The 26,493-nt window shown below is 73.5% G+C and carries 27 protein-coding genes and 1 tRNA gene; 10 read left to right on the forward strand and 18 right to left on the reverse strand.

All coding sequences use genetic code 11. From position 1 onward, the window contains the following. Positions 1 to 5 precede the first annotated feature (5 nt). Positions 6 to 716: a class I SAM-dependent methyltransferase gene (locus tag ACTWM8_RS30050; RefSeq protein ID WP_446211871.1), complete on the forward strand. Its 711-nt coding sequence runs from the start codon at positions 6 to 8 to the stop codon at positions 714 to 716. Positions 717 to 818: 102 nt separating this feature from the next. Here ACTWM8_RS30050 and ACTWM8_RS30055 read toward each other — a convergent pair whose 3' ends face one another. The 3 genes from ACTWM8_RS30055 to ACTWM8_RS30065 all read right to left on the reverse strand — a co-directional run bounded on the left by ACTWM8_RS30055 (position 819) and on the right by ACTWM8_RS30065 (position 2,517). Beyond that, positions 819 to 1,352 carry a YbhB/YbcL family Raf kinase inhibitor-like protein gene (locus ACTWM8_RS30055; RefSeq protein ID WP_446211872.1) on the reverse strand — a complete coding sequence of 178 codons (534 nt, stop codon included), beginning with the start codon at positions 1,350 to 1,352 and terminating at the stop codon, positions 819 to 821. Positions 1,353 to 1,433: 81 nt separating this feature from the next. Then, positions 1,434 to 2,345: a 2-hydroxyacid dehydrogenase gene (locus tag ACTWM8_RS30060; protein WP_446214716.1), complete on the reverse strand. Its 912-nt coding sequence runs from the start codon at positions 2,343 to 2,345 to the stop codon at positions 1,434 to 1,436. An 83-nt stretch (positions 2,346 to 2,428) separates the two neighbouring features. Further along, positions 2,429 to 2,517 (reverse strand) — tRNA-Ser (locus ACTWM8_RS30065). 95 nt (positions 2,518 to 2,612) lie between these two features. Here ACTWM8_RS30065 and ACTWM8_RS30070 point away from each other — a divergent pair. Beyond that, positions 2,613 to 3,152 carry an AAA family ATPase gene (locus tag ACTWM8_RS30070; protein WP_446211873.1) on the forward strand — a complete coding sequence of 180 codons (540 nt, stop codon included), beginning with the start codon at positions 2,613 to 2,615 and terminating at the stop codon, positions 3,150 to 3,152. A 9-nt stretch (positions 3,153 to 3,161) separates the two neighbouring features. Further along, a complete protein-coding gene (locus ACTWM8_RS30075) occupies positions 3,162 to 4,139 on the forward strand; it encodes an NAD(P)H-quinone oxidoreductase (RefSeq protein WP_446211874.1) in 978 nt (325 codons plus the stop codon). Here the strand turns inward: ACTWM8_RS30075 and soxR are convergent. Beyond that, complete coding sequence (soxR, locus tag ACTWM8_RS30080; RefSeq protein WP_446211875.1) at positions 4,126 to 4,590, reverse strand: redox-sensitive transcriptional activator SoxR; 465 nt, start codon at positions 4,588 to 4,590, stop codon at positions 4,126 to 4,128. The genes ACTWM8_RS30075 and soxR overlap by 14 nt on opposite strands. Before the next feature lie 45 nt (positions 4,591 to 4,635). Here soxR and ACTWM8_RS30085 point away from each other — a divergent pair, with 45 nt between their 5' ends. Next, entirely contained in the window at positions 4,636 to 5,337 is a 702-nt protein-coding gene (locus tag ACTWM8_RS30085; RefSeq protein ID WP_446211876.1) for a transketolase, read from the forward strand. A gap of 4 nt (positions 5,338 to 5,341) precedes the next feature. Beyond that, on the forward strand, positions 5,342 to 6,235 hold the full coding sequence (locus tag ACTWM8_RS30090; protein WP_446211877.1) for a transketolase family protein: 894 nt from the start codon (positions 5,342 to 5,344) through the stop codon (positions 6,233 to 6,235). Here the strand turns inward: ACTWM8_RS30090 and ACTWM8_RS30095 are convergent. Then, entirely contained in the window at positions 6,221 to 6,928 is a 708-nt protein-coding gene (locus ACTWM8_RS30095) for a glycosyltransferase family 2 protein (protein WP_377609422.1), read from the reverse strand. The genes ACTWM8_RS30090 and ACTWM8_RS30095 overlap by 15 nt on opposite strands. Positions 6,929 to 7,051: 123 nt before the next feature. On the opposite strand from ACTWM8_RS30095, the gene ACTWM8_RS30100 reads away from it, so the two are divergent. Then, entirely contained in the window at positions 7,052 to 9,409 is a 2,358-nt protein-coding gene (locus tag ACTWM8_RS30100) for a hypothetical protein (RefSeq protein ID WP_446211878.1), read from the forward strand. A 201-nt stretch (positions 9,410 to 9,610) separates the two neighbouring features. Then, a complete protein-coding gene (locus ACTWM8_RS30105) occupies positions 9,611 to 11,209 on the forward strand; it encodes a ricin-type beta-trefoil lectin domain protein (protein WP_446211879.1) in 1,599 nt (532 codons plus the stop codon). Positions 11,210 to 11,263: 54 nt separating this feature from the next. On the opposite strand, the gene ACTWM8_RS30110 is transcribed toward ACTWM8_RS30105, so the two are convergent. The 8 genes from ACTWM8_RS30110 to ACTWM8_RS30145 form a co-directional block, all read right to left on the reverse strand. Further along, the gene (locus tag ACTWM8_RS30110; RefSeq protein WP_446211880.1) at positions 11,264 to 11,866 is read right to left on the reverse strand and encodes a hypothetical protein; all 603 of its coding nucleotides are present in this window, start codon (positions 11,864 to 11,866) and stop codon (positions 11,264 to 11,266) included. Between the two features lie 56 nt (positions 11,867 to 11,922). Beyond that, a complete protein-coding gene (locus ACTWM8_RS30115; RefSeq protein ID WP_446211881.1) occupies positions 11,923 to 13,401 on the reverse strand; it encodes a sensor histidine kinase in 1,479 nt (492 codons plus the stop codon). Continuing rightward, on the reverse strand, positions 13,394 to 14,086 hold the full coding sequence (locus ACTWM8_RS30120; RefSeq protein ID WP_179802334.1) for a response regulator transcription factor: 693 nt from the start codon (positions 14,084 to 14,086) through the stop codon (positions 13,394 to 13,396). The genes ACTWM8_RS30115 and ACTWM8_RS30120 overlap by 8 nt, the downstream gene beginning before the upstream one ends. A 68-nt stretch (positions 14,087 to 14,154) precedes the next feature. Then, positions 14,155 to 14,667 carry a hypothetical protein gene (locus ACTWM8_RS30125; RefSeq protein ID WP_357607838.1) on the reverse strand — a complete coding sequence of 171 codons (513 nt, stop codon included), beginning with the start codon at positions 14,665 to 14,667 and terminating at the stop codon, positions 14,155 to 14,157. A 121-nt stretch (positions 14,668 to 14,788) separates the two neighbouring features. Then, positions 14,789 to 15,721, reverse strand: coding sequence for a DUF1906 domain-containing protein (locus tag ACTWM8_RS30130; RefSeq protein ID WP_446211882.1), 933 nt, complete (start codon positions 15,719 to 15,721; stop codon positions 14,789 to 14,791). A 38-nt stretch (positions 15,722 to 15,759) separates the two neighbouring features. Further along, on the reverse strand, positions 15,760 to 16,683 hold the full coding sequence (locus tag ACTWM8_RS30135; RefSeq protein WP_446211883.1) for a DUF1906 domain-containing protein: 924 nt from the start codon (positions 16,681 to 16,683) through the stop codon (positions 15,760 to 15,762). A gap of 181 nt (positions 16,684 to 16,864) precedes the next feature. Further along, positions 16,865 to 17,863 carry a phosphotransferase family protein gene (locus ACTWM8_RS30140; protein WP_446211884.1) on the reverse strand — a complete coding sequence of 333 codons (999 nt, stop codon included), beginning with the start codon at positions 17,861 to 17,863 and terminating at the stop codon, positions 16,865 to 16,867. 82 nt (positions 17,864 to 17,945) lie between these two features. Beyond that, entirely contained in the window at positions 17,946 to 19,118 is a 1,173-nt protein-coding gene (locus ACTWM8_RS30145; protein ID WP_334569863.1) for a thiolase family protein, read from the reverse strand. A gap of 102 nt (positions 19,119 to 19,220) precedes the next feature. Between ACTWM8_RS30145 and ACTWM8_RS30150 the strand changes: the two genes are divergently transcribed. After that, complete coding sequence (locus ACTWM8_RS30150; protein WP_446211885.1) at positions 19,221 to 19,658, forward strand: PH domain-containing protein; 438 nt, start codon at positions 19,221 to 19,223, stop codon at positions 19,656 to 19,658. 34 nt (positions 19,659 to 19,692) lie between these two features. Here ACTWM8_RS30150 and ACTWM8_RS30155 read toward each other — a convergent pair whose 3' ends face one another. Together ACTWM8_RS30155 and ACTWM8_RS30160 are read right to left on the reverse strand one after the other, a co-directional pair. Beyond that, positions 19,693 to 20,634, reverse strand: coding sequence for a rhomboid family intramembrane serine protease (locus tag ACTWM8_RS30155; protein ID WP_446211886.1), 942 nt, complete (start codon positions 20,632 to 20,634; stop codon positions 19,693 to 19,695). Between the two features lie 27 nt (positions 20,635 to 20,661). Beyond that, on the reverse strand, positions 20,662 to 21,192 hold the full coding sequence (locus ACTWM8_RS30160; RefSeq protein ID WP_179802341.1) for a peptidylprolyl isomerase: 531 nt from the start codon (positions 21,190 to 21,192) through the stop codon (positions 20,662 to 20,664). Between the two features lie 84 nt (positions 21,193 to 21,276). Here ACTWM8_RS30160 and ACTWM8_RS30165 point away from each other — a divergent pair, with 84 nt between their 5' ends. Beyond that, positions 21,277 to 22,113: a hypothetical protein gene (locus ACTWM8_RS30165; RefSeq protein ID WP_446211887.1), complete on the forward strand. Its 837-nt coding sequence runs from the start codon at positions 21,277 to 21,279 to the stop codon at positions 22,111 to 22,113. A gap of 111 nt (positions 22,114 to 22,224) precedes the next feature. On the opposite strand, the gene corA is transcribed toward ACTWM8_RS30165, so the two are convergent. The 3 genes from corA to ACTWM8_RS30180 form a co-directional block, all read right to left on the reverse strand. After that, positions 22,225 to 23,373 (reverse strand): magnesium/cobalt transporter CorA, encoded by a 1,149-nt coding sequence (corA, locus tag ACTWM8_RS30170; protein ID WP_446211888.1) that lies wholly within the window; start codon positions 23,371 to 23,373, stop codon positions 22,225 to 22,227. Between the two features lie 389 nt (positions 23,374 to 23,762). After that, a complete protein-coding gene (locus ACTWM8_RS30175) occupies positions 23,763 to 24,857 on the reverse strand; it encodes an aminotransferase-like domain-containing protein (protein ID WP_446211889.1) in 1,095 nt (364 codons plus the stop codon). A gap of 166 nt (positions 24,858 to 25,023) precedes the next feature. Beyond that, positions 25,024 to 25,413 carry a CBS domain-containing protein gene (locus ACTWM8_RS30180; protein WP_154941200.1) on the reverse strand — a complete coding sequence of 130 codons (390 nt, stop codon included), beginning with the start codon at positions 25,411 to 25,413 and terminating at the stop codon, positions 25,024 to 25,026. 288 nt (positions 25,414 to 25,701) lie between these two features. Here ACTWM8_RS30180 and ACTWM8_RS30185 point away from each other — a divergent pair, with 288 nt between their 5' ends. Next, positions 25,702 to 26,472: a hypothetical protein gene (locus ACTWM8_RS30185; protein ID WP_377609262.1), complete on the forward strand. Its 771-nt coding sequence runs from the start codon at positions 25,702 to 25,704 to the stop codon at positions 26,470 to 26,472. Positions 26,473 to 26,493 lie beyond the last annotated feature (21 nt).

The raw sequence follows: 26,493 nt of genomic DNA on the forward strand, positions 1-26,493 counted from the left end.
GACGCATGGCAGAAATCACTGGGGATCAGCGCGTCCAGTCCGAGGTCCTGGAGGGCCTCGCGACGGCGGTCAACCACCGGAGCTGGTTCGTCGAGCTGGCCGTGCCCCACCTCGGCGACAACCCCATCGAGATCGGCAGCGGCCTCGGCGACTACGCGCTCGAGTGGTCGCAGCACGTCCCCCGCTTCACCGCCACGGAGGCCGACCCGGACCGGCTGGTGCAGCTCAAGGAGCGGCTGGCCGACGAGCCCGCCATCGAGGTACGGCAGATGCTGCTACCGCACCCCGAGCGCGGCAACTACAGCGCGGCCGTCTCGTACAACGTGCTGGAGCACATCGAGGACCACGTCGGCGCGCTGCGCAGCATGCGCGACCTGGTCCGGCCCGGCGGCGCGGTGATCATCATCGTGCCGGCCTTCCAGTTCGCGATGAGCCCGGCCGACATCGCCACCGGGCACGTGCGCCGCTACACGAAGAAGACCCTGGCGGCGGCGATGACCGAGGCGGGGCTGACGGTCGAGACCATGCACTACGCCAACGCGCTCGGCCTGATCGGGTACTTCATGGCCACCAAGGTCTTCCGGCTGATGCCGAAGGAGGGCCCGATGGTCAAGGTCTACGACACCCTGGTGCTGCCGGCGACCAAGGCCGCCGAGCAGCGGATCCGCCCCCCGTTCGGCCAGTCCGTCTTCGCCGTCGCCCGCGTCCCCGCCTGACCCCGCCCGCCGGCCCGACCTGGTCGGGGGCCGGAACCTGCAATCCGTGGGTGGCCTCCCCCCAGTCGGGGGAGGCCACCCACGGCATCGTGAGGGCCCGGGTCACTCCTTGATCTGGTACGTCGGGCGGATGACCGCCCGGGCCAGGGTGTGGAACGCCAGGTTGAAGCCGACGTAGGCGGGGCTGGCCGCAGGGGCGACGTCGAGGCGCTCGACGTCCAGCGCGTGCACCGCGAAGACGTACCGGTGCGGGCGGTCCCCGGGCGGCGGGGCGGCGCCGCCGTAGCCGGTGTCGCCGTAGTCGTTGCGGACGCTGAACGCGCCGCCGAGGTCGGCCTCCTTCGCCCCGGTGGGCAGCTCGGTCACCGACGCGGGCAGGTTCACCAGCACCCAGTGCCAGAAGCCGCTGCCGGTCGGGGCGTCCGGGTCGAAGCAGGTCACCACGAAGCTCTTCGTCTCGGCCGGGAAGTCCGACCAGGCCAGGTGCGGGGAGATGTTCTCGCCGCCGGCGCTGCCGTGCGCGTACCGCGCGTCCATCGGCTCGCCGTTGTGCACGTCGTCACTGGTCAGGTTGAACGACGAAACGGTCGGCAGCAGCTCGTACGGGTCCGGGGCGATCGGTCGTTCCAGGGTCATCGGGGGTCCTTCCGGTGCGCGTGATGTCCTCCGCCCTTCTTACCCCGCCGCCGCGCCCGAACGAACTGAAAGCGCCGCCAGCTACGGCCCGATAACGACGTTGGCGAGCGGCTTGCCCGCCGCGTACCGCCGGACCTGGTCGACCAGCAGCCGGCGGGCCCGGGGCGCCAACGCGGCGGTCAGGCCGCCGACGTGCGGGCTGATCAGGACGTTCGGTGCGGACCACAGCGGGTGGTCGGCGGGCAGCGGCTCGGGTTCGGTGACGTCCAGGGCGGCGTGCAGCCGGCCCGCGCTGAGCTCGGCGAGCAGCGCCTCGGTGTCCACCACCCGCCCCCGTGACACGTTCACCAGCAGGGCGCCGTCGGCCATTCTGGCGAGGAAGTCCTTGTTGACCAGGCCCTCGGTCTCCGGGGTCAGCGGCGTGGCCAGGATGACGACATCCGCTCGTCGCAACAGCTCCGGAATGTCGGAAACTGGCCGTACGCCGGGGCGGGCGCTCCGTGCCACCCGGCTGATTTCCACCTCGAACCCAGCGAGCCGGCGCTCGATCGCGGCGCCGATCGAGCCGTACCCGACGATCAGCACCCGGGCGTCAGCCAGCCCGGTCGACCAACCCGAGGCCCAGCGGCCCTCGCCTCCCGCCCGGACGAAGTCCGGCAGCCGGCGCCGGGCGGCAAGGGTGAGCGCCACGGCCAGCTCGGCGGTGGCCGCGTCGTGCACGCCCCGGCCGTTGGCCAGCGTCAGGCCGGGCCGCAGGTACGGCAGGACATGGTCGTAGCCGGCGGTCACGGTCTGCACCACTTTGAGCCGGGGCATCCGGGCGATGGGCTCGCAGAAGCGCGGGTCAATGATCCCGTACGGAACCGCATAAAACTCGACGTCGTCGAGATTCTCGGGCACGGGTTGAGTGCCGTCGTACAGCGCGACGTCCAGATCGCCAAGGTCGGCCAATGCGTCGGGGTGAGAGATCAAGTAGCGCACGGCGACAATCATGCTGGATCGGGCCGAGCCGGCCATGCCCGCACGCGCGCGCACGCCCCCTGACCGTCGTTTGCGCTGGTCATGGGGCCGAGCGGCGGAGGGTGTGGGATTCGAACCCACGAAGGACATCGCTGCCCTTACCGGTTTTCAAGACCAGCGCCATCGGCCACTAGGCGAACCCTCCCGGACCGTCACCCTCGGGCGTACGGCCGGTGCCTAGTCTGCCACGGACGCCGCACGCCGGAACCGGCCTCCCACCCCTATTGGGAGGATGCCCTGATGTGGGACACACCGACGATCGTGCTGATCACCGGGATCATGGCAGCCGGCAAGTCCACAGTGGCCGAGGAGCTGGCCATACGGCTGCCCCGCTCGGTGCACGTGCGTGGTGACCTCTTCCGGCGGATGGTGGTCAACGGTCGGGCGGAGATGACCGCCGAGCTCTCCGAGGAGGCGTGGCGTCAGCTCCGCCTCCGCTACGACCTCGCCGCGCAGACCGCCGACGGGTACGTCGAAGCCGGCTTCACCGTCGTACTCCAGGACGTCGTCGTCGGGCCGGAGCTGCCGGCGATGGTCGAACGGATCCGGCACCGGCCGCTGCTGGTGGTCGTGCTCGCGCCGCGACCCGAGGTGGTCGCCGCCCGCGAGCAGGCGCGACCCAAGACGGGGTACGGCGACTGGCCGGTCGCCGACTTCGACGCCGGGTTCCGGGCCGACACGCCGCGGATCGGGCTCTGGCTGGACACCTCGGAGCAGACCCCGGCGCAGACGGTGGACGAGATCCTGGGCCGGGCGTGGACCGAGGGTCGGATCGGGTAAGACTGGGCCATGCACGCGATCACGATTCCGGAACCCGGCGGACCCGAGGCACTCGTCTGGGCGGAGGTACCCGACCCGGAGCCCGGCCAGGGTGAGGTGGTCGTCGACGTGCGGGCCAGCGCGGTGAACCGGGCCGACCTGCTGCAACGGCAGGGGCACTACCCGCCGCCGCCGGGCGCGCCCGCGTACCCGGGGCTGGAGTGCTCGGGGGTGGTCGGCGCGGTCGGTCCGGGCGTGACCGGGTGGGAGGTCGGCCAGGAGGTCTGCGCGCTGCTGGCCGGCGGCGGGTACGCGGAGCGGGTGGTCGTGCCGGCCGGGCAGCTGCTGCCGGTGCCGGCCGGCGTGGACCTGGTCGACGCGGCGGCGCTGCCGGAGGTGGCCTGCACGGTCTGGTCGAACGTGGTGCGGCTGGCCCGGCTCGGCAAGGGCGAGACGCTGCTGGTGCACGGCGGTGGCAGCGGGATCGGCACCTTCGCCGTCCAGCTCGGGGTGGCGCTCGGCGCGACCGTGGCGGTGACCGCCCGCGCGGCCAAGCACGACCGGCTGCGGGAGCTGGGCGCCGCGCACACGATCGACTACCGGGAGCAGGACTTCGTCGAGGAGGTCCGCCGGGCCACCGACGGTCGCGGCGCGGACGTCATCCTCGACATCATGGGCGCCTCCTACCTGGGCCGGAACGTGGCGGCGCTGGCCGACGGCGGCCGGCTGGTGGTGATCGGCATGCAGGGCGGCCGCAAGGCCGAGCTGGACCTGGGTGCGCTGCTGGCCAAGCGGGCCTCGGTGGCCGCGACCGCGCTGCGCTCCCGCCCGCTGGACGACAAGGCGGAGATCGTGCGGGGCGTCCGGGAGCAGGTCTGGCCGCTGGTGGAGGCCGGCAGGATCCGGCCGATCGTGGACCGGCGGCTGCCGATGACCGAGGCGGCGCAGGCGCACCGGCTGGTCGAGTCGAACGAGCACGTGGGCAAGGTGCTGCTCACGACGCCGTGACGGCACCGTTTCCCGGTCGGGGCAGCACCAGCCGGGCGCCGGGCCCCTCGCCGGCGAGCGAGTCGCCCGGGTTGTAGAGGGTGCAGCGCTGCAACGACAGGCAGCCGCAGCCGATGCAGCCGTCCAGGTCGTCGCGGAGCTTGCCGAGCAGCCGGATCTTCTCGTCCAGCCGCTCCCGCCAGACCCTGGACAGGGCGGCCCAGTCGTCGGGGGTGGGGGTACGGGAGGCGGGCAGCGAGTCGAGGGCCTCGCGGATCTCCTCCAGCGAGATGCCGACCTGCTGCGAGATCCGGACGAACGCCACCCGGCGCAGCTCGGTGCGCGGGTACCGGCGCTGGTTGCCGCCGGTGCGTTCGGCGCGGATCAGGCCGAGCCGTTCGTAGTAGCGCAGCGCGGACGGGGCCACGCCGCTGCGGGTGGAGAGCTGCCCGATGGTGAGTGATTCGTGCATCAGTCGCCTTGAGTTGAAGTTGACTTCAACTTGCAGGCTAGCCGCATGACCACCACGACCGCCACCGCCCCACCCGTACCGGGTCCGGTCGCCGCACCGCTGGAGCGGCTGCGCGCCGGCCGCGAGTTCGGCCCCAACGTCTACTCGACCGTCGACGTGCTCTGGGTGCTGTACGACCGGATCCTGCGGATCACCCCGCAGACCGTGGACGACCCGGAACGGGACCGCTTCCTGCTCTCCAAGGGGCACGCCGTCGCCGGCTACTACGCGGTGCTCGCCGCGAAGGGCTTCGTCCCGGCCGACTGGCTCGACGACCAGGGCGGCCCGGACAGCCGCCTCGGCGACCATCCGGACCGGCTGCTGGTGCCCGGCGTGGAGATCGGCTCCGGCTCGCTCGGCCACGGCCTCGGGCTGGGCGTGGGCACCGCGCTGGGACTGCGCGCCCAGGGTCGCCCCGACCCCCGGGTGTACGTCCTGCTCGGCGACGCCGAACTGGACGAGGGCTCCAACCACGAGGCGATCGCGTACGCCGGGGCGACCGGGCTGGCCAACCTGACCGCGATCGTGCTGGACAACCGCTCCGCCAGCCACGGCTGGCCGGGCGGGGTGGCCACCCGGTTCACCGTCAACGGGTGGACCGCCGCCACCGTCGACGGACGCAACCACGACGCCCTGCACGCCGCCCTCACCGGGCACGAGAAGCACCGGCCGCACGTCGTCGTCGCGGTCGTCGAGAACGGGGAATGAGGGCATGCGGGAAACCTTCGTCGCCAGCGCGACCGAACTGCTGGCGGATCCGCGTACCACCATCGTGCTGGCGGACATCTCGGCCGCCGCGTTCGCCCCGGCCGCCCGCCGGTACCCCGACCGGGTGCTCAACGTCGGGATCCGGGAGCAGTTGATGATGGGGGTGGCCGGCGGCCTGGCGCTGACCGGGCAACGCCCGATCGTGCACAGCTACGCCCCGTTCCTCGTCGAGCGGGCGTACGAGCAGATCAAGCTGGACCTCGACCACCAGGGGGTGGGCGCGGTGCTGGTCAGCGTCGGGGCGTCGTACGACCGGGCGGCGGCGGGCCGGACGCACCTCAGCCCGGCGGACGTCAGCCTGCTCGACACGCTGAACGGCTGGACCGTGCACGTGCCCGGCCACCCGGACGAGGTGCCGGGGCTGCTGCGCGACGTGGTGTGCGGGCGGGACTCGGCGTACCTGCGGCTGTCGACCCAGCAGAACAGCCGCCCGTACGGCGGGGACGGTGCGCTGCGGGTGCTGCGGGACGCCGGGCCGGGCGCGGCGCTGCTGGTGGCCGTCGGGCCGGTGCTGGACGCGGCGCTCGCGGCCGTGGCCGACCTGCCGGTGACGGTGGCCTACACCCACCGGCCGCGGCCGTTCGACACCGCCGGCCTGCGGGAGCTGGCCGGCTCGGAGGTGATCCTGGTCGAGCCCTACCTGGCCGGCACCTCGGCCCGGGTGGTGTCGGAGGCGCTTGCCGACCGCCCGCACCGGCTGCTCAGCCTCGGCGTGGGCCGGTCGGACCTGCGGCGCTACGGCACGGCGGAGGACCACACCCGCTGGCACGGGCTGGACGCCGACGGCCTGCGCCGGTCGGTCGACGGTTTCCTGCGGACGGCGTCAGCGCGGGGCTGAGCCGGCGGGACGGCGGCGGGTGCGCTCCCGGCCGAGGATCCAGAGCGCCTCGACGCCGTCCTTCCAGGTGATCTTCTTGCCCTCCTCGCGACCGCGCGCCCGGTAGCTGATCGGCACCTCGTACGGGCGGATGCGGCGACGCAGCAGCTTGCCGGTCACCTCCGCCTCCATGCCGAAGCCGCGGGAGCGGACGTCGAGGGAGCGGTAGAGCGCGACCGGCATCAGCTTGAAGCAGGTCTCCAGGTCGCCGATGTAGGAGTTGAACAGCACGTTGGCGGCCATCGTGACGCCCTTGTTGCCCATCACGTACCAGAAGCTGTAGGCGCTGTGGCTGCCGAAGGTGCGATTGCCGTAGACCACCGTGGCGCGGCCGTCGAGCACCGGGTCGAGCAGGCGCGGGATGTCCTGCGGGTCGTACTCCAGGTCGGCGTCGAGGATGACCATGTACTCACCCTCGGCGCTGTCCACGGCCGTCTTGATGGCCGCGCCCTTGCCCGCGTTGCGCTGGTGGGTGATGACCCGCAGCCGGGCGTCGTCGGCCCGGCCGAGGATCTCACCGGTGCCGTCCCGGCTGCCGTCGTCGACCACGACCAGCTCGATCTCGCACGGGTAATCGACCGCCAATGCCTGCTTGAGGGCATCCGCGATGCGTTCTTCCTCGTTGTAGACCGGCATGAGGATCGAGAGCTTCACGGGGATCTCCACGGTGGCGACAGTAAGTCGGCCCTAGCCTAGCGTGGCTGCTCAGCGCCAGGGAGGCCGCCACCACGGCCAGGGGGCACCCACCCTTCAGGAACATGGTGTTAACTTCCGCCCATGTCGGCAGCCGGCTGGATGGTCGTAGTGGCGCCCGTCGCCGCGTTCGTGGTGCTCACCTCGGTGCTGTGGACCCGCCGCCCGGACGCGGTCGCCCCGCTGCGCCTGGCCGTGGTCCACGCCGCGCTGCTGACCGGCGTCTTCGCCGTACTCACCGTGGAACTGCTGGGCGCGCTGCGCGCGCTCACCCTGCCGGCCGTCGCCGTGGCCTGGCTGCTCTTCCTCGCCGCCACCGTGGCGGCGGCCCGCCCGTGGCGGCGCCGCGGGGCGGTGGCGTCCGCCGCGGTGGCGCCCGCCGCCCGGGCCGGGACGCTCGTCGGGGCGGCGACCGGCGCCCCGGCGTCCGGCGCCGGCCCGGCCGCCACGCCCGTCTCCCCCGCCGGCCCGTCCGGCACTGCCCGGCCCCCGGCGTCCGCGCCGGGCGGCCTCGCGTCGGCCCTGGCCGGCGTCCGGGCCCGGCTGGCCCACTTCCGGGGTACGGCGAGCCGGGGCGAGCGGCTGCTGGCCGGCACGGTCGGCGGGCTGGTGCTGGTGGAGCTGCTCGTCGCGCTGCTCGCCGAGCCCAACAACTTCGACTCGCAGACCTACCACCTGCCGAAGGTGGAGCACTGGGTCGCCCAGGGCAGCCTCGACTTCTGGCCCACCGCGATCCACCGCCAGGTGACCATCCCGCCCGGCGCGGAGTACCTGCTGCTGCACCTGCGCCTGCTGACCGGCGGCGACGCGCTGCACAACCTGGTGCAGTGGGCCGCCGCGCTGGGCTGCCTGGTGGTGGCGACCCGGGTCGTCGCGCAGCTCGGCGGCGGGCGGCGGGCCCAGTTGCTCACCGCGTTCCTGCTGGCCACCACGCCGATGGTGGCGCTCCAGGCGACCAGCACCCAGACCGACCTGGTGGCCGCCGCCTGGGCCGGCTGCGCCGGGACGCTGGCGCTGGGCGGGCTGCGCCGGCGCGCGGACGTCGGGAGCCTGCTCGCGCTCGGCGCGGCCACCGGCCTGACCGCACTGACCAAGACCAGCGGCCTGCTCGCGGTCGGACCGCTGCTGGTGCTCTGGGGAGTCGCTCAGCTCCGCCTGGCGATCCGCCCGGCGTTGACGGACGTGGGTCCAGGTTCGGCGACGGGCGGCACGGGCTCGGCGTCAGCCAGCCCGGTGCCGGCGGGCTCGGGCTTGGCGGGCTCGGGCTTGGCGGGCTCGGGCTTGGCGGGCTCGGGCTCGGGCTTGGCGGGCTCGACGCCGACAGGTGTGACGCCGACGGGCTCGGCGTCGGCCGGTGCGGGTCGTGGCGCTGCCGGGGTGGCGCGGACGGTTGCCGGATCGCTGCTGGTGCTGCTGGTGGCGGCGGCGGTGGTGGGCCCGTTCCTGGCCCGGGTGACCGTAGAGTTCGGCCACCCGCTCGGCCCGCCCCGACTCCGCGAGTCCATCCCGATGGAACGGCACGACCCGGCGTCGATCCTGGTCAACGCGCTGCGGATCGGCCACACCGCGTTCGACACCCCGCTCGCGCCGCTGCGCACCGGCACGGCCGGGGCGATCACGGACGGCTCGCGGGCGATCGGCGTCGACCCGCAGGACCGCGCGATCACCTTCGGCCGGGAGGTTTTCCCGGTGCCGGCCTGGTACCCGGACGAGGACCGGGTGGCGTTCCCGCTGGCCGGCACGCTGGCGCTGCTGGGGGCGGTGTTCGCGCTGACCCGACCGGCCCGGATCAGCCCGACCGCGCCGGCGGCGCTGCGGGCGTACGCGGTCGCGGTGGTGGTGGCCGCCGGGCTGCACACGGCGACGATCAAGTGGCAGCCCTGGGGGAACCGCCTGCTGCTCTACGCGCTGGTGGCCGCCGTGCCGCTGGCCGGACTCTGGCTGGACGCGCTGCTGCGGCGCCGGCTCGGGCCCGGGCGGCGTTCGGTCGCGGCCGGGCTGGTGGTGAGCATGCTCGCCGCCTCCGCGCTGGCCGGCGTGCTGGCCCTGTCGTACGGCTTCCCGCGCCGGTTGGTCGGCGCCGGCTCGGTCTTCACCACCTCCGAGTGGGACACCCGCTTCCTGCGCCGCCGGCAGTGGGCCGAGGAGTTCCGCTGGGCCGCGGCGGCGGTACGGGCGAGTGACGCCCGCCGGATCGGCCTGGTGCAACAGAACGACAACTGGGAGTACCCCTGGTGGCTGCTGCTGCGCGACGAGGAGGGCCGCTCGCCGGAGCTGGTGGCGTTGCAGTCGGTGCTGCCCGACCGGCCCCCGGCCGACCCGGCCTCGGTGGACGCGATCGTCTGCACCGGCAGCCGTACGGCGTGCGCCAAGCTGGTGCCGGCGGGCTGGACGCTGGAGTTCCGCGACTACGTCGGCTACGCCCTGCCGCCCGGCCGCTGACCGCCCCACCCCGCCCGGCGGCCCGGGACACCGCGACACGCCGCAAGTCGGCGGGGGCTGAGGCGACGCCCGGGGACAAGACGGCACCCGCCGCGCAGATGGCGGAAACCTTTCCGAGACATATTCACATCCGTGCATCGCCCGCGTTACCTTCCGGTAACTCGATCGACGTCCTGCGATCGAGCGGAAAGGAGTGCGTCGATGCTTGGCTCCCCCACCAGGCGCGCACCGGCGATCCGACGGCGGGCACTCACCGTCGTCTCCGCCGCCGCCCTCGTCCTGCCCATGCTCCTCGGGCCGGCGTCCTCGGCCGCCGCCGACGACCGTCCGGCCGTCCAGCCACTCCCGACGAACCTCGAAGCGGTCCGCGCCGCCGAGGCCACCGCGCTCTACAGCTCACCGGAGATCCGGCCGCTGGAGCAGCGCCGCACCGCCCTGGTCACCATGGGCGACAGCGAGATCTCCGGCGAGGGTGTGGGCAACTACGTGCCCGGCACCCACCAGAACGGCAACTGGTGCGACCGCTCGTACGACCAGGCGGTGTTCCGCACCGGCATTCCGTCCGACGCCCGGTACAACCTCGCCTGCTCCGGCGCCACCCCGTGGAATCTGGTCGCCGGTGGCCCCACCCAGCACAACGAGCTCAACCAGGGCGACTACCTGGCGATCAAGGCGCGCAACACGCACGTCAAGCTGATCTGGGTGGTCGTCGGCGCCAACGGCGACGGCACGATCCAGTTCGGACCGGTCGCCACCGACTGCGCCGTACGCCGGGTCTTCTTCCAGGGCCCCTGCTACCCGACCTACACCGATCAGTGGACCATCCGCACCGACGGCAGCCGGCGCGCGGTGGAGGAGGCGCTCACCTCCATCCGGCAGACCATGACCAACGCCGGCTACCTGCGGTCGGACTACGAGCTGGTGCTGATGTCGTACCCCAGCCCGGGCAGCCCGGACGTGGAGGACAACCCGAACTTCCCCGGCTGGTACGGGGGCGGCTGCCTGCTCTACCTCGCCGACGCCGCGTTCGCGCGGAACAAGGCGGTGCCGCTGTTCGAGTCGGCGCTGCGGGCGGCGGCCACCAACACCGGCACCCGCTACCTCGACGCCAGCCGGCTCTTCCACGGCCACGAGGTCTGCACCGACAACACCTCGGTCCGCGGCCTCTACATCGAGGTGGGGATCTGGGACGAGAACGCCGCCCGGCAGTCGTTCCACCCCAACATCCGCGGGCACGGCATGTTCGCCCAGTGCATCACCCAGTTCTGGAACGCAGGCCTCCAGCGGGCCACCTGCGTCGACCCGGCCAGCACCGGCACCGGCGTGCTCCAGCCCGGGCTGTTGGAGTTCAAGCAGCTGCGCAACGCCGCCACCGGCACCTGCGTGGACGGCAGGGGGTACGACTCGCGCAACGGCACCGTCCAGCAGTCGTACGCCTGCCACGGCGGCCGTAACCAGGGCTTCTGGTACGACCCGGCCCGCCAGTCGCTGCACTCGGAGCTGTCGCACGACCGCTGCCTGGACGTGGCGGGCGGCTCGCTGACCGCCGGCACGGCGATCAACATTTACGACTGCCACGGCGGTGCCGACCAGAAGTTCGTCTTCGCCGGCAACCAGCTCAAGCCGGCCGGCGCGACCAACCTCTGCGTGGCGTTCGACAACCCGTGGCTGGGCACCCCGCGGCTGCGGCTGGCCGGCTGCTCCACCAGCAGCCGGCAGCAGTGGTCCTTCGAGTCCCGGTCGTTCGCCAACCCCGTCGGGTACGGGCACGACGACTTCATCGGGTCCCGGGTCTACTGACCGCGCGGAGCCGGCGCGGTGGTCCGCGCCGGCTCCGTCCCGGGTCTGCCCGAACTACTGCTGCTTGAACGGCACCACGATCAACCGGGCGACGGTGGCGTCGCCGTCCTTGGCGCCGGCGACACCGATCTTCGTGCCGACCTTGACGTCGCTCGACTGGATCGTCGTCCGCCGCTCGATCACCTGGAGCTTGTCGCCGAACGTCCAGGTCAGGGTGAAGCCGTCGGTGGACTTCACGGTCACCGAGTCACCGTCGACCGCGGTGACCTCACCGCGCTGCACCACGACCGTCTTCGTGCCGCCGTCTTTGGTCTGCACGACGGCCTCGCCGTGCAGGGTGTTCTTCCGCAGCAGCACCCGGGCCTGGCGACGCTTGCGCCACTCCTCGGCCCGCTCACCGCGCTTGCCCTTCGGGCCAGCCTCCGGCTCGGCCGATCCGGAGGCCGACGGCGCGGGAGCGGCCACCAGCTCCAGCTCGGTCGGGTCGAAGCCCATGGCGGCGAGCGCCTGACCCTCCACGCCCATCGCCGCGGCGACGTCGACCGCGGCCTGCTGCGTCGTACCGTCGGCGACCTGGGCCGGGCCGCAGCCGGTGAGGCCCAGCGCGACCGCCGCGAGCAGCGACGTGGTGGCGACGGCGAATCCCTGACGTGCCATGACACTCCCTCTCGTCCGTGGTGCTTTCAGCGTCGCGCGGCGCGATGGGCGCCGCGTCAGGCCGATGTTCGGGTCAGGTAAGGATGGGCGGGCAGCCGGACGGTGAACGCGGCCCCGCCCTCGGCGGCGTGCCCGGCGGCGATCTCGCCGCCCAGCCGGCGGACCAGGCCGGCGGCGAGCGCCAGCCCGAGTCCGCTGCCCACCTTGCGGACCCCCCGGTAGCGCTGGTGCAGCGCCCCGCGCTCGAAGGCCACCGCCAGGTCGTCGTCGGTGAAGCCGGGCCCGCCGTCGCGGACCTCCACCACCCCGCCGGCCGCCGGGTCCGCGCCCGCCGGCCGGACCGCGAGCACCACCGGCGCCCCCGGGGGTACGACCCGCAGCGCGTTCTCCAGCAGTCCGTCCACCACCTGCCGGATCCGCCCCGGATCGGTGTACGCGGGCACCGGCCTGTCCGGCGCCTCCAGCCGGAACGGCACCCCGACCGCCGCGCACCGGTCCGACCAGGTGCGCTCGGCGTCGGCGGCCAGCCGGGTGAGGTCGACCGGGACCGGTTCCAGCGGGAAGTCGGCCGCCTCCAGCCGGGCCAGCGCCAGCAGGTCGCTGACCAGCCGGTCCAGGTGCTCCGCCTCGGCGAGCATGGTCCGCCCGGTGCCCGGCGCCTCGTCCGCGCCGATCACCCCGTCGGCCAGCGCCTCGGCCCAGCCCCGGATCGCGGTCAACGGGGTGCGCAGCTCGTGCGAGACGGAGAGCAGGAACTCCCGTTGCCGTCCCTCGCTGGTGGCCAGCGCGGCGGCCAGCCCGTTCAGCGCGTACGCCAGGTCGGCAACCTCGTCCGGCGGTTCCACCGGTACGCGTACCGCCCGGTCGCCGGCGCGCAGCCGGGCCGCGGCGTCGGCGGCGTGCCGGATCGGCCGGGCCAGCCGGCGGGCGAGGAGCAGTCCGGCGGCGAGCCCGGCGGCGAGCCCGGCGAGCAGCGGCAGCCAGAGACTGCGCAGCACTTCGCGCCAGGGACCGCTGGTCGTGGCGCGGGTGAGCACCACGCCGTCCCCGTCGGGCAGGGCCCGCCCCTCCACCAGGGCACGCCGGCCGTCGACCAGCCGTCGGCCAGAGACGTCCTTGCCGGTGGAGATCCGGTTCACCACCTGCCTGGGCAGCCCGGGGCGGTCGACCGTGCCGGCGCGCACGACGTACACCTCGATCTCCTGCTGGCGGAGCTGGCGGATCAGCCGGTCACCGGCGGCGTCCCGCTGCCGCACGGGTCGTACCCGCAGCACGTCGGCGGCGAGGCGGGCCTGCGCGGCGAGCGCCGCCTGGTCGCGGCGCTCCGCGCCGCGCACCGCCAGGGGGACCGCGACCAGGGCGGTGACCAGCACGGAGACCAGGGCCACCGCGCAGGTGACCAGGACCGCGCGGGCGGTGAGGGTGTCGGTGATCCGGCGACGCCGGGGCGCGGGTGCGGGCCGGGGCCCGAGCACCGGCAGCGCGACGGTGGGCTCGTGCGGCCGGTCGGGGCGCGGTCGACCGGGGTCAGCCATCGGCCGCGTACCCGACGCCGCGGTGGGTGCGGATCACACTGGCCGCGCCGAGTTTGGCCCGGACCTGCGCCACGTGCACGTCGACGGTGCGGGTGCCGGCGTGCGCCGCGTACCCCCAGACCCCGGCCAGCAGCTCCTCCCGGGTGAAGACCCGGCCCGGTCGGGCCATCAGATGGGCGAGCAGGTCGAACTCGGTGGAGGTGAGCTGGACCGGGGCGCCGCCGGCGGTGACCGTGCGGCGGGCCGGGTCGAGGGTGACCGCGCCGACCGTCCGGGCGCGCTCCACCCCCTCGGGCGCGCCGGCCGTGCGGCGCAGCACCGCGCGGACCCGGGCGACGAGTTCGCGGGGACTGAACGGCTTGGTGACGTAGTCGTCCGCGCCGAGCTCCAGCCCCACGATCCGGTCGACCTCGTCGTCGCGGGCGGTGAGGAAGATGACCGGCGTCCAGTCGCCGGCCTCGCGCAGCCGGCGGCAGATCTCCGTGCCGGCCAGGCCGGGCAGCGTGATGTCGAGTACGCAGGCCACCGGGCGCAGCCGTCGGGCGGCGGCCAGGCCGGCCGTGCCGTCCCGTTCCAGGTGTACGCCGAAGCCGTCCCGGCTCAGGTAGAGCCGGACCAGGTCGGCGATGGCCGGCTCGTCCTCCACCACGAGGACGAGTCCGCGCTGCGGGGCGTCGACGGTCACCGGCCCATGATGACCGACCGGCGGTCACCGGCGACGTTCGGCTGTGTTCGGGTCAGGTAAGGATGCGGTCAGCGGGCCGGTACGGGTCGCAGCACCGGGCCACCGGCGGTGGCGGGCACCTCGCCGATGGTGGCGACGACCCGCTCCTTCGGGGTGCGCAGCCGGGTACGGAACGCGTGGTTCAGCAGCGTGTCGAGCTGCCAGACCTGCTTCGGGTGCTGGGTGTGGATGACGAACCGCTCGCGGACGCCGTCGATCGCGGTGGCGGCCAGGTCGACCGACTGCGAGCGCGGGTCCGGGCTCCAGGTGACGTTGCTCAGCTCGCGCAGCTCGGTGTTGAGGTGCAGGCGGAGCCGGTGCAGCACCCGGGTCTGCTGGGTGACCACCATCCGGCGGTGGGTGAGCAGGAGGAGGTATTCGCCGGCCACCGGCCGGTCGGGGCGACCGCACCGGGCGACCAGGATGGTGGCGTCGCCGGAGCCCACGCACTGCCGGAAGATCGGCATGTGCCGGCTCACGGTCTGGACCGCCAGGCCGGTCTCGGCGGCGGCCGGGAGGAACGTTCGGGAGAAGACGTCCATGACCTGCCCAACGAACCGTGACCTGGGGTGATGTGGGTCACTACCGACTTTTGGAAGTTCCACGACCCCCTGTCGCACCGCCTGTCCGTCATCGGAGGGACGGACGCGAGAACGGCTCGGGTCAGCGGGTCGAGCCGGCCGTCCGGAACGGACCGAACCCAGCGGCGCGGGAACTGGGCCGGGTCGGCGTCACCGTCGCCGACCGGTACCGGGTCATCGGCACCTCGAGGTCGAGGTAGTTGCTGTCGATGTTGAGCCTGACGCCGCCCCAGGTCTCGTAGTGGTCGCCCTGGTACTGCTTCATCCGCCGCTTCGGCACCCAGTGGTTCGCCGGGATGGTCGGGTCCGACGTCGTCTGCACGCCGTCCCAGTTGGCGAAGTCCAGCACGTCCGGTCGGATGCGACCGGGCTGGGCGTAGGCGCCGACGTGGTCCGGGAGACCGGCGGAGCGGGTGTTCGTGTAGAGGCCGGACAGGTAGCCGTGGTCGTGCAGGCGGGCGGTCCACGCGCTGGTGAACTGCAGGACCGCGGTCGAGCAGGCGGCGTTGCCCGCGGGGTAGCGCTCCATGTCCAGGATGATCGTGCTCTGCTGCGCGAGGCCCAGGCCCCGCGCCTTGGTCGCGGCGTCGTCGGCCGCCGCCCGCCCCTGCGCCGCCGCCTGCGTCGGGTCGATCTTCCGTTGGTACGTCGTGCACGGCGCCTGGAGGCCGACGTAGAGCGGGAAGAACCGCCAGCCCTTGGCCTGCTGGTTGGCCACCCACTCCTTGGTGAGGTTCGCCTGCGCGCAGCCCCGGTTGACCCCGCCGATGTAGATCCCGATCGCCCGGTACGGCGACTGGAGCCAGGCCGTCATCTGGGCGCCGGAGGGCGCGGCACAGGTGTCGAAGCCCAGCCCGGTGAAGGTGCCCGGGTGCGGCCCGGTGTAGCCGGCGGCCCGAGCCGGGCGGTCGATGACGGCGACCCCGGCGGTGGCGAGGAGCATCCCGGCCACGGCGGCGGTCAACAGCCGGCGGCCGGCCCGCCGCAGACCCGACGGAGCGGAGGTGGTCGTCACGGGTTCCTCGTTCTGGTGAAGGTCGTCCGGCGGCGGGGTCAGCGGGGGGAGCGCAGCGATCCCGGCCGCACCGTCCGAGTGGCGGGCCGGGACGGCGTGATCACTCCGGTCTGGTACCGGATCGACGGCAGCTCCAGGTCGAGGTAGTTGCTGTCGATGTCGAGCCGGACGCCGCCCCAGGTCTCGTAGTGGTCGCCCTGGTACTGCTTCATCCGCCGCTTCGGCGCCCAGTAGGTCGCCGGGATGGCGGGGTCGGCGACCGTCTGCACGCCGTCCCAGTTGGCGAAGTCCAGGATGTCCGGACGGACGTACCCCGACTGCCAGTACGCGGCCACCTGGTCCTGCAGCCCACCGGAGGCGGTGTTGGTGTACAGGCCGGACAGGTAACCGTGCTGGTGCAGCCGGGCGGTCCACGCGCCGACGAACGAGACGACCGCCGTCGAGCAGGCGGCGTCGCCCGGGTCGTAGTGCTCGATGTCCAGGATGAGGGTGCTCTTCAGGGCGAGACCGAGGCTGCGGGCGTTCGTCGCGGCGTCGTCGGCCGCCGCCAGCCCCTGCGCCGCCGCCTGCGCCGGGTCGATCCGCCGCAGGTACGTCGTGCACGGCGCCTGGAGACCGACGTAGAGCGGGAAGAACCGCCAGCCCTTGGCCTGCTGGCTCGCCACCCACTCCGGGGTGAGGTTGTCCTGCGCGCAGCCCCGGTTCACCCCGCCGATGTAGATGCCGACCGCCCGGTACGGCGACTGGAGCCAGGCCGTCATCTCGGCGTCGGACGGCGCGGCACAGGTGTCAAAGCCCAGCCCGGTGAAGGTGCCCGGATGCGGCCCGGTGTAGCCGGCGGCCTGGGCGGGTGCGCTCGTGGCGGTCACCGCCGCGGTCGCGAGGAGCATCCCGGCCACGGCGGCGGTCAGCAGCCGGCGGGCGGCCCGCCGCAGACCCGACGGAGCGGAGGTGGTCGTCACGGGTTCCCCGTTCTGGCGAAGGTCGTCAGGCGGCGGAGCGGGCGTGCACACGCGCTCAACACCGACCGGGGGAATCCTGCCTGGCCGCCGCCGGGCTGTCCACCCCGGGCAGGGTCCACTGCGGAGCTTCCGGCCTCGGATCCGCGCGCCGGCAGCCATCGGCCGCCGCCACAGCGGACGGTCAGACGGGCAGGGGCGCGAACAGCTCCCCGAGCCAGCCGGGCACCGCCTCGGCGTACTCGGCGCGGGCCGGGTCGGGGGTGACCAGGGCACGCTGCCAGGACAGCGCCCGGCTGACCGTGGTCACCCGCATCGCCAGCTCGGCGGCCTCGCGCAGCGCCGCCCGGTCGTACCGGTCGGTCCACGCCTCCAGGTACGCGTCGCGCAGCCGCAGCAGCGCCGGGTCGTCGGCGGACAGCTCGCCGGCGTACGCCACGGAGCGCAGCGTCACCAGCAGCGTGCCGAAGGGGTGGGCGACGGAGGCGTCCCCCCAGTCGAAGAAGCGGTACCCGTCGGCGGCGACGAAGACGTTGCCGTCGTGCAGGTCGTCGTGCTGGATGCTCGCCGGCATCCCGAAGTCCGCCAGCCGCCGGCAGAGCGCCTCAAACTCCCCCCGGTACGCCCGCAGCCGCTGGTGCAGGTCCGGGTCCAGCCCGTTCTCCGCGCCGAGCAGCAGCGCCTCCTCGTCGTCCAGCAGCACCTCGAACCGTTCCGGCAGCCCCGCCGGCCGATGGTCGGGCACCCCGAGGGCGAGCAGCCGCTGCGCGTGCGGCGCGACGGTGAGCTGGAGGGCCGCGTACCCGGGCAGCAGCCGCTCCCAGCGGGACAGGTCCGGCTCGGCGGCGAGCGTGTCCCGCAGGCTCGGGCCGCCGTCGGGCAGCAGGGACCAGCCGCGCCCGGTGTCCACGGCGATCGGGTGGAGCACCCGGTCCGGGGTGAGCCGGGCCAGCTCGGCCAGGAGGCCCGCCTCGTGCCGGGTGCCCGGGTTGTTGGCCTTGAACCAGACGTCGCCGCTGTCGGTGGGCACCCGCCAGACCAGCGACCAGGGCCGCACCCGGGGTTCGACGGGGCCGGTCACCCGACGACCGCTCCGGCCGAGCCGGTCGGCCACCCACTCCAGGGCGGTCGCCTGCCAGTGCGGGTCGGCCCAGTCGGTCCGCGGCGTCGAGGTCTCGGTCACGCCGGGAAATCTAGGCCGTCGCCGGTGGCGGAGTCACGCGTATTCCGCCCGCCCCGGCGACGACCCGTCGTGGTCGTGGCCGTCAGAGCAGCTCGACGATGGTGGCGTTGGCCATGCCGCCGCCCTCGCACATGGTCTGCAGGCCGTACCGGATGCCGTTGTCGCGCATGTGCTGGAGCATGGTGGTCATGATCCGGGCGCCGCTGGCGCCGAGCGGGTGGCCGAGGGCGATCGCGCCACCGCGCGGGTTGAGCCGGTCCGGGTCCGCCTCGGTCTCGGCCAGCCAGGCCAGCGGCACCGGGGCGAACGCCTCGTTCACCTCGTACACCCCGATCTCCTCGATGCCCAGCCCCGCGCGGCGCAGCGCCTTCGCGGTGGCCGGGATCGGCGCGGTGAGCATGGTGACCGGGTCGTCGGCGGCGACCACGGCGGTGTGGATGCGGGCCAGCGGTCGCAGGCCATGCCGGCTGGCCCACTCGCTGGTGGTGACGGCGAGCGCGGCCGCGCCGTCGGAGATCTGCGACGCGGACCCGGCGGTGACCACGCCATCGGCGCGGAACGGGGTCTTCAGCTCGCCGAGCTTCTCCAGCGAGGTGTCCCGGCGGATGCCCTCGTCGGCGGCGAACTTGCCGCCGTCGGCGAGCGCCACCGGGGCCAGCTCGGGGTCGAACGCCCCGGCGTCCTGGGCGGCGGCCGCCTTCTCGTGGCTGGCCAGCGCGAACTCGTCGAGCTGGGTACGGGAGAAGCGCCAGCGCGCGGCGATCAGCTCGGCGCCCACGCCCTGGTTGAACGGCAGCGGCTCGTCCCCGGCGAAGCCCTCGACGCCCCGGTAGCGGTCGCGGAGCTGGTCGCTGAACGGCATCCCGCCGGCCACGCTGGAGCCCATCGGCACCCGGGTCATCGACTCGACGCCACCGGCGACCACCAGATCGGCCTGGCCGGAGGCGACCGCCGCGGCGGCGAAGTGCAGCGCCTGCTGGCTGGACCCGCACTGCCGGTCGACGGTGGTGCCGGGGACCGACTCGGGCCAGCCGGCGGCGAGCACGCCGTTGCGGGCGATGTTCCAGGACTGCTCGCCGACCTGGGACACACAGCCCCAGACCACGTCGTCGACCTGGCCGGGCTCGATGCCGGTGCGCTCGGCGAGCGCGCGCAGCACGTGCGCCGACAGGTCGACCGGGTGCACGGCGGACAGGCTGCCCTTACGCCGCCCCACCGGGGTGCGTACGGCGCCGACGATGACTGCGTCACTCATATCTACTCCCCGGTAACCTGGCTGCCGTCGATACTACGTCCTCCGGGAGCCGGTGTCGTCCGCCCCCGACAGTGGGCCGCGTCCGGCTGGCATGCTGGACCCGTGCAGCCTCCATCGTCCCCGTCCCACCAGTGGCGGGTGCCGCCGGCCCTGCCGGTGGTGAAGCTGGTCGGCGCGGTGCTGCTGGTCGCGCTCGGCCTGCTGCTCTCCGACGGTGACCGGGTCCAGGCCGTGCTGACCATCGCGGTCGCCGCCGGCCTGGTCGGCTGGGCGCTGCGCGACCTGCTCGCCCCGGTCCGCCTCGCCGCCGATCCGGCGGGGGTCACCGTCATCCACGGGTACGCCGGCCGACGGCACCTGCCCTGGGCGGCCGTCGAGGCGATCACGGTGGACCGGCGGTCCCGGCTCGGGCTGTCCACCGAGACCCTGGAGATCGACGCCGGGGAGTCGCTGCACCTCTTCGGCCGGTACGACCTGGGCGCCCCGCCCGACGAGGTGGCCGGGACGCTCCGGTCGGTCCGGGCCGCCGCTCGCCGCTGAGCAGCGGCTCAGCCGGTCAGCATCGGGCAGCGGCTCAGCCGGTCAGCATCGCGGTGCGGACGATCACCAGGCCGAGCAGCGCCACCAGGATGACCGCCGTACCGGCGGACTGGAAGACCGACCGGCGCATGCGCGGCGCGTACGCCAGCACCCAACCCATCGCCGCGCCGGTGACCAGGCCACCGACGTGGCCCGGGATGGAGATGCCCGGCACGGTGAAGGTGAAGATCAGGTTGATCACCAGGATCGGCACGATCGCCGAGGTGTCCCGGCCCAGCCGGCGCATGATCACGAAGACCGCGGCGAAGAGCCCGAAGATCGCGGTGGACGCGCCGGCCGACGCCTCGTTCGGGCCGCTGAACAGGTAGGCCGCGACGTTGCCGCCGAGGCCGGCGACCAGGTAGAGCCCGAGGAAGCGCAGCGGCCCGAGCAGGGCCTCCAGGTCCCGGCCGAGCACCCAGAGCGCCCACATGTTCAGCAGCAGGTGCACCAGGCCGTAGTGCAGGAACATCGCGGTGACCAGGCGGTACCACTCGCCGGTGGCCACGCCCTCGACCGGGAACTGCGGCGGCCACTGGGCCAGCACCGCGCCCCAGTGGGTCAGCGGGGTGCCCCCGCCGAGCAGCCCGCCGAGGGCCGAGCCGCCGACCATCGAGTCGCCGCCCCGGTCGCTGAGGATCGACAGCACCATGGCCAGCACGTTCAACGCGATCAGGGTGCGGGTGACGAGGCCGCGGCGGCCGGCGGCACCGCCACCGAAGGCGGTGCGCGCCGGCCGCACGCTGCGGCGTCCCTCGTTCACGCACTCCGGGCACTGGTGGCCGACGGAGGCCTCCCGCATGCACTCCGGACAGATCGGCCGGTCGCAGCGGGTGCAGCGGACGTACGTCTCCCGGTCGGGGTGGCGGTAGCAGACCGGAGAGGTCGGCACCGGCCCGCCGGTGGCGTCGCCGGCCGGCCCGGGGCGTTCAGTCATGCGTGCAAAGGTACCTCGCCAGGGCGATCAGGCCGGGGTGCGCTCGATCTCGACCCGCTCGATCACGACGTCCTGCAGCGGCCGGTCGCTCGGGCCGGTCGGGGTGTTCGCGATCGCGTCCACGACCTTCGCCGACTGCTCGTCGGCGACCTGGCCGAAGATGGTGTGCCGGTTGTTGAGGTGCGGGGTCGGCGACACCGTGATGAAAAACTGCGAGCCGTTGGTGCCCGGCCCGGCGTTCGCCATCGCCAGCAGGTACGGCCGGTCGAAGCGCAGCTCCGGGTGGAACTCGTCGCCGAACTTGTAACCCGGGCCACCACGGCCGGTGCCGGTCGGGTCGCCCATCTGGACCATGAAGCCGCTGATCACCCGGTGCGAGATGGTGCCGTCGTAGTACGGCCCGCTGCCCGGCTGACCCGTGCGCGGGTCGGTGTATTCCTTGTTGCCCTCCGCCAGGTCGACGAAGTTGCGGACCGTCTTCGGAGCGTGGTTGGGGAAGAGCTCCAGCCGGATCGGGCCAGCGTTGGTGTGCAAGGTGGCGTAGACAGCCTCGGCCACGGGTACTCCTCACTCGTTGGTCAGTTCCATGCGGATCCTCCCATGTGCCCGATCTGGCAGTGCGGAGGCATCCGAAGGTGGAGGATGACGAAGGAACAACTCCCAGGAGGTGGGACCGTGTTTGGAATCGGGCGGCGCAAGACCCAGGGGCAGCTCGCGAAGGCGGAGCTCAACCAGGGCATCGGTCACCTGAGGCAGGCCGCCACGTACGCGGCGAAGGGTGCCGGCGCCACGGTGGGGCCGCGGGTCCAGGCAGCCCGTGGTGCCGTCACGCCGACCGCCGTCATCGTGCGGGACCGGGCGTCCAGCGGTTTCGCGTCGACGGTCGCGGCGCTCGCGCCGCTGGCCCTGGCGGCCCGCAACGCCCAGGCGCAGACGGCGGGCAAGGCCCTCACCGGCCGGAAGGCCGCCGCCGCCAAGCAGACGGCGATGAGCAAGAAGGCCAAGGCCAAAAACCTGAAGGCCGCGAAGAAGAAGCAGAAGAAGAGCGGGTCGATGATGACCGGTCTGCTGGCCGCCGGCGCGGTCGCCGGCGTGGCCGGCGCGATGGCCATGCGCCGCCGCCGCGAGCAGCAGGAGTGGGCGGAGTACGACCCGACGCAGAGCGTCGAGACCGTCCGCGACGAGGTGGACACCCTGGTCGTGGAGACCCCGTCGGCGAACGGAGGCAAGGTGACCGATTCGTCCACGATGTCCAGCGGCGCCGGCGCGGCCGGTGGCCCCACCGGCGCGGGCAGCAGCTCGACGGTGGCCGGTGGCGACAGCGCCTCGACCACCACCCCCGGCACCCAGCCGGTGATCAACCCCAACGACAAGGTCCCCTCGGTCGCCGAGGGCGCCACGGACGTCTCCGGCCGGCCGGCGGACGACCTGAGCAAGGCGCTCGGCAAGAACGGCGCCAAGTCCAGCAGCCGTCGCTGACCTGGCGGATCGCCGGCGGCGCGGGAGGCGACTCCCGCGCCGCCGGCGTGTCCGGGGTCGGTCGCGCGCCCGCCAGCCCGACCCCCTCGGCGTGAATCGCCGGGGTACGGGTCAGAGCCAGCCGTTGCGGCGGAACCAGCGGTACAGCGCCAGCGAGATGGCGAGCATCAGGGCCAGCACGCCCGGGTAGCCGTACGTCCACTTCAGCTCGGGCATGTTCTCGAAGTTCATCCCGTAGACCCCGGCGAACGCGGTCCAGACCGCGGCGATGGCGGCCCAGGCGGCGATCTTGCGCATGTCGTTGTTCTGGTCGACGGTGACCTGCGCCAGCCGCGCCTGGAGGATGGAGTTGAGCAGGTCGTCGTAGGAGTTGACCTGCTCGACGGTGCGGCTGAGGTGGTCCTGCACGTCCCGGAAGTAGCGCCGCACCTCCTGCGGCACCTCCCGGTTGACCTGGGCGGTGAGGGTCATCAGCGGCCGCTGCAACGGGATCACCGCCCGCTTGAACTCCACCAGCTCCCGCTTCATCTGGTAGATCCGCTGGATCCGGCCGCTGCTCTGCCGGTCGAAGACGTCGGCCTCCAGCACGTCCAGGTCGTCCTCCAGCCGGTCGGCCACCTCCAGGTAGAGGTCCACCACCCGGTCGGTGACCGCGTACGCCACCGCCCACGGGCCGTGCAGCAGCAGGTCCCGCTTGGCCTCCAGGTCGGCCCGGACCGGGGCGAGCCGGCAGGCGTCACCGTGCCGGACGCTGATCAGGAAGTTCGGCCCGATGAAGAGCATCACCTGGCCGGTCTCGACCACCTCGGAGTTCTCGGTCAGCTCCGCGTGCTCGCAGTAGCGGGCCGTGCGCAGCACCAGGAAGGTGACCTCGCCGAAGCGCTCCAGCTTGGGGCGCTGCTGGGCCTTGACCGCGTCCTCGACCGCCAGCTCGTGCAGGCCGTACGTCTCCGCGATGGCGGTCATCTCGGCCAGCTCCGGCTCGTGCAGGCCGAGCCAGACGAAGGCGTTGCGCTCCCCGCGGGCCGCCTCCAGCGCGTCGGCGTAGTGCCACTGGCCCGGCTGGCGTTCCCCGTCGACGTAGAGGCCGCAGTCGACCACGCCACTGCGCCCGGGCCCGGCCGGGGACGGGATGCGGGGGGAACCGTCGGCGTTGAGGATGCGGGACATCGCCCGGACCGGCGCCGTCCAGGCGCGGGGGCTAAGCACCCGCCCGGCGTGCTGGTTCGTCGACCGCTCCCGCTCGACCCGGTCCGTCATGGCGTCCCCCTCCCCACGCTGCTGCGGCTTGCAGGCTACGCCCCCGCCGGCCGCGCTGCCCCTCGCCGGCATTTGCGGTGATCACGCGGGTGTGCTGCCCATTCGCCCGATCGGACGGAATCCGCCACCGCCCGGCGCAAGATCACAAAGGGGTGGCGCCGGGTGGGCTGCGCCGCGTTCAGGGGGGTGAGGGGGCGACGCGGCCCACCCGGCGCCGGTGGGGGCGGGGGGTGATGCTGGGCGGCGTCGCGCGCGTACGAGCGGCGCGACCGGTGACCCGGCCGCGCGTGGGCAGGTGAGCGACGCTCGCAGCATTGTGAGCCGCCGGCCGCCCCGAGGGGTGCCCCGGGCCGGCCGGCATCGCCAGATTGTCGGAAACCCGACAGTATTCAGCTCCGGACGGCGGCCAGGGCCTCCGCCAGCCGGCGGACGCCCTCGTCGATCCGGTCCGCCGTGACGGCGGAGAAGGCCAGCCGGAGCGCGTGCTGCCCGCCGTCGACCATGAAGTCGCTGCCCTTGACCACGGCGACGCCCCGCTCGGCGGCGGCCGGGGCGAGCCGGGCCACGTCCACGTCCGCCGGGAACTCCACCCAGAGGAAGTAGCCACCGTCCGGCTCCACGAAGCTGGCCTCGGGAAGGTGCCGGCGCAGCGACTCGGCGAGCACCCGGGCCCGCTCACCGAGAGCGGTCGACACGGTCTCGATCGACCGCTCGATGTCCCCCGAGACGCAGAACTGGTGCACGATCGCCTCGGAGACCATGCCGGGCGAGATGTACAGGCTGGTCGCCTTCTTGGCGATGTCGGCGATCAGGTCCGCCGGCCCGACCAGGTAGCCGACCCGGACGCCCGGGCAGACCGTCTTGGTGAAGCTGGAGGCGTGCACCACCACGTTGCGGGTGTCCAGCGAGAGCATCGACGGCAGCGCCTCGCCCCGGAACCGGATGTCGGCGTACGGGTCGTCCTCGAAGATCGTGAACTCGTACTCGACGGCCAGGTCGAGCAGTTCGCGGCGCTTCTCCAGGGAGAGCGTCACGCCGGCCGGGTTCTGGTAGTTCGGGATGACGTGCGCCAGCCGGGGCCGCACCCCGGACTCCAGCAGCTTGCGCAGCTCGGCGGTGTCGAGGCCGTCCGGCTGGATCGAGACGCCGTGGATCTCGCCGCCCATCCGCTGGAGGTTGAGCAGGGTCCGGTCGTACGTGGGACGCTCCACCACCACCGCGTCACCGCGGCGGACCAGGTGGTCGAAGAGGAACGCGTCCGCCTGGAGCGAGCCGTTGGTGATCAGCACCTGATCCGCCTCGACGCCGTGCTTCTCGGCGATCCACTTCCGCAGGGGTGGGTACCCGACGGAAGTGCCGTACGCCGTGATCCCGGCGGGGTCGGCGTCGAAGGCACGGACGGCGGCTGCCTTGAGACCCTCGACATCGACGATGTCCAGCGAGGGAGCTCCACGGGCGAACGAGATCAGCTGCTCGGCGGTCATGCGCACGAGCCTAGGGCCTGTCCCGGCCGGTCCGACCGGCATACACGCCAAGTTCAACATGCGGGCAGATGATCGACCGACGGACGTGAGCGGGACTCTCGTCGGCGGGGAGTTCCGGCCGGTCAGGGGCCGCCGCGACAGGTGCGGACGACCCCCGGCCCGGGACTCAGCCCACGGTGAGCCGCTGCTGCGACCAGACCCGCATGAGGTCGCGTACGGAGATCACGCCGGCCACCTCCCGGCCGTCGAGCACCACCAGGTGACGGAAGCCGCCCCGGGCCATCGCCGCGGCCGCCTCCTCCACCGTCCAATCCGGACCGGCGTAGACGACGTCCCAGCTCACGTGCGCCCTGGTGCGTTCCACGTCGCAGTCCAGCCCGGCCCCGATCGCGTTGAGCACGTCCCGTTCGGTCATGATCCCGACCCCTTCGGACTCCGGATCGATCACCACTGCCGAGCCGACCCGGCGGGCCGACATCATCTGGGCGGCCTGCCGGAGCGTGTGCTCCGGACCGACCATGAGCACCTGGTTGGACATAGCTTCCCGAACCTGCATCACGCATCACCCCTTTGGGACGGCGGCACCCGGTACCCACATGGTGGGCCCAGGTGGCAGACCGGGACAAGACCGGGCATCGGCGCGACCGACGCCCGCTCGCTACTGTCGGCACGTGCCCACCGAGCCTCTCCGCTGCGCCGGCGCGCTGATCGTGGACGACGACGGCCGCCTCTTCCCTCAGCGCCGATCTCCCGAGCGGAGCCTTTTTCCCAGTGCCTGGGACATCGGCGGCGGCCATCGGGAACCGGGCGGGACCGCCGTCGCCGCGCCGCGGTCGATCGGTCGGTGAACTCCGACGTCGAGCTGGCGCCGCACCGGTTCGCCGGACTGGTCGCCCCGGCGGTCGACCGGACCTTCGTCGCCGGCATGCTCGCCGGCCGCGACGGCGGCGGCGCCGAGCTGAGCCAGCGGTACGGCGGGCCGGCCGCCACCGGCTTCCTGGTCGAGTTCCGCACCCGGCTCGCCGCTCCGGGCGGCACGGTCGACGGGGCGGGCTTCGCCGCCGTCACCCGCTACCGGGATCCGGCCACCTGCCAGCGCGCCCTGGACAAACAGGTGGCGCACGGGATGATCGTCCGGCAGCCGGACGGCGGCTTCGCCGCCACCGAGCGCGGTACCGACTTCCTCACCGAGATCTACCAGGTGCACGGCGAGGTCACCGAGGAGCTGTGGGCCGGGCACGACGACCGGGTGCTGCGCCTGGTCGAGGCGTTCGGCCGGCTGCTGGCGTACGCGCTGCTGCTCGCCGGGGAGCCCGACGCCGAGCCGACGCCCGCGTTCGCCACCATGGCCCCGCCGTACGAGCCGGACGGCACGCCGCCCGGGGTGCTCCTGCTGAACCGGCTCGGCACGCTGCGTTACCACCGGGCCGACGCGCACGCCGCCGCGTGGACCGCCGCCGGGCACACCGCGTCGAGCATCAGCGAGCTGCCGGAGGGGCCGGAGCGACGGGCGATCGAGCTGGAGACCGACCGGCGCGCGGCCGGCCCGTACGCGGCGCTCACCGCCGAGGAGCGGCTCGCGGTGCTGGCCGACCTGGCCGCCCTGCCCGGCTGAGAGGCTCTCTGGCCCCGGTTG

It is taken from the genome of Micromonospora sp. IBSANI012 (genome assembly GCF_052814045.1).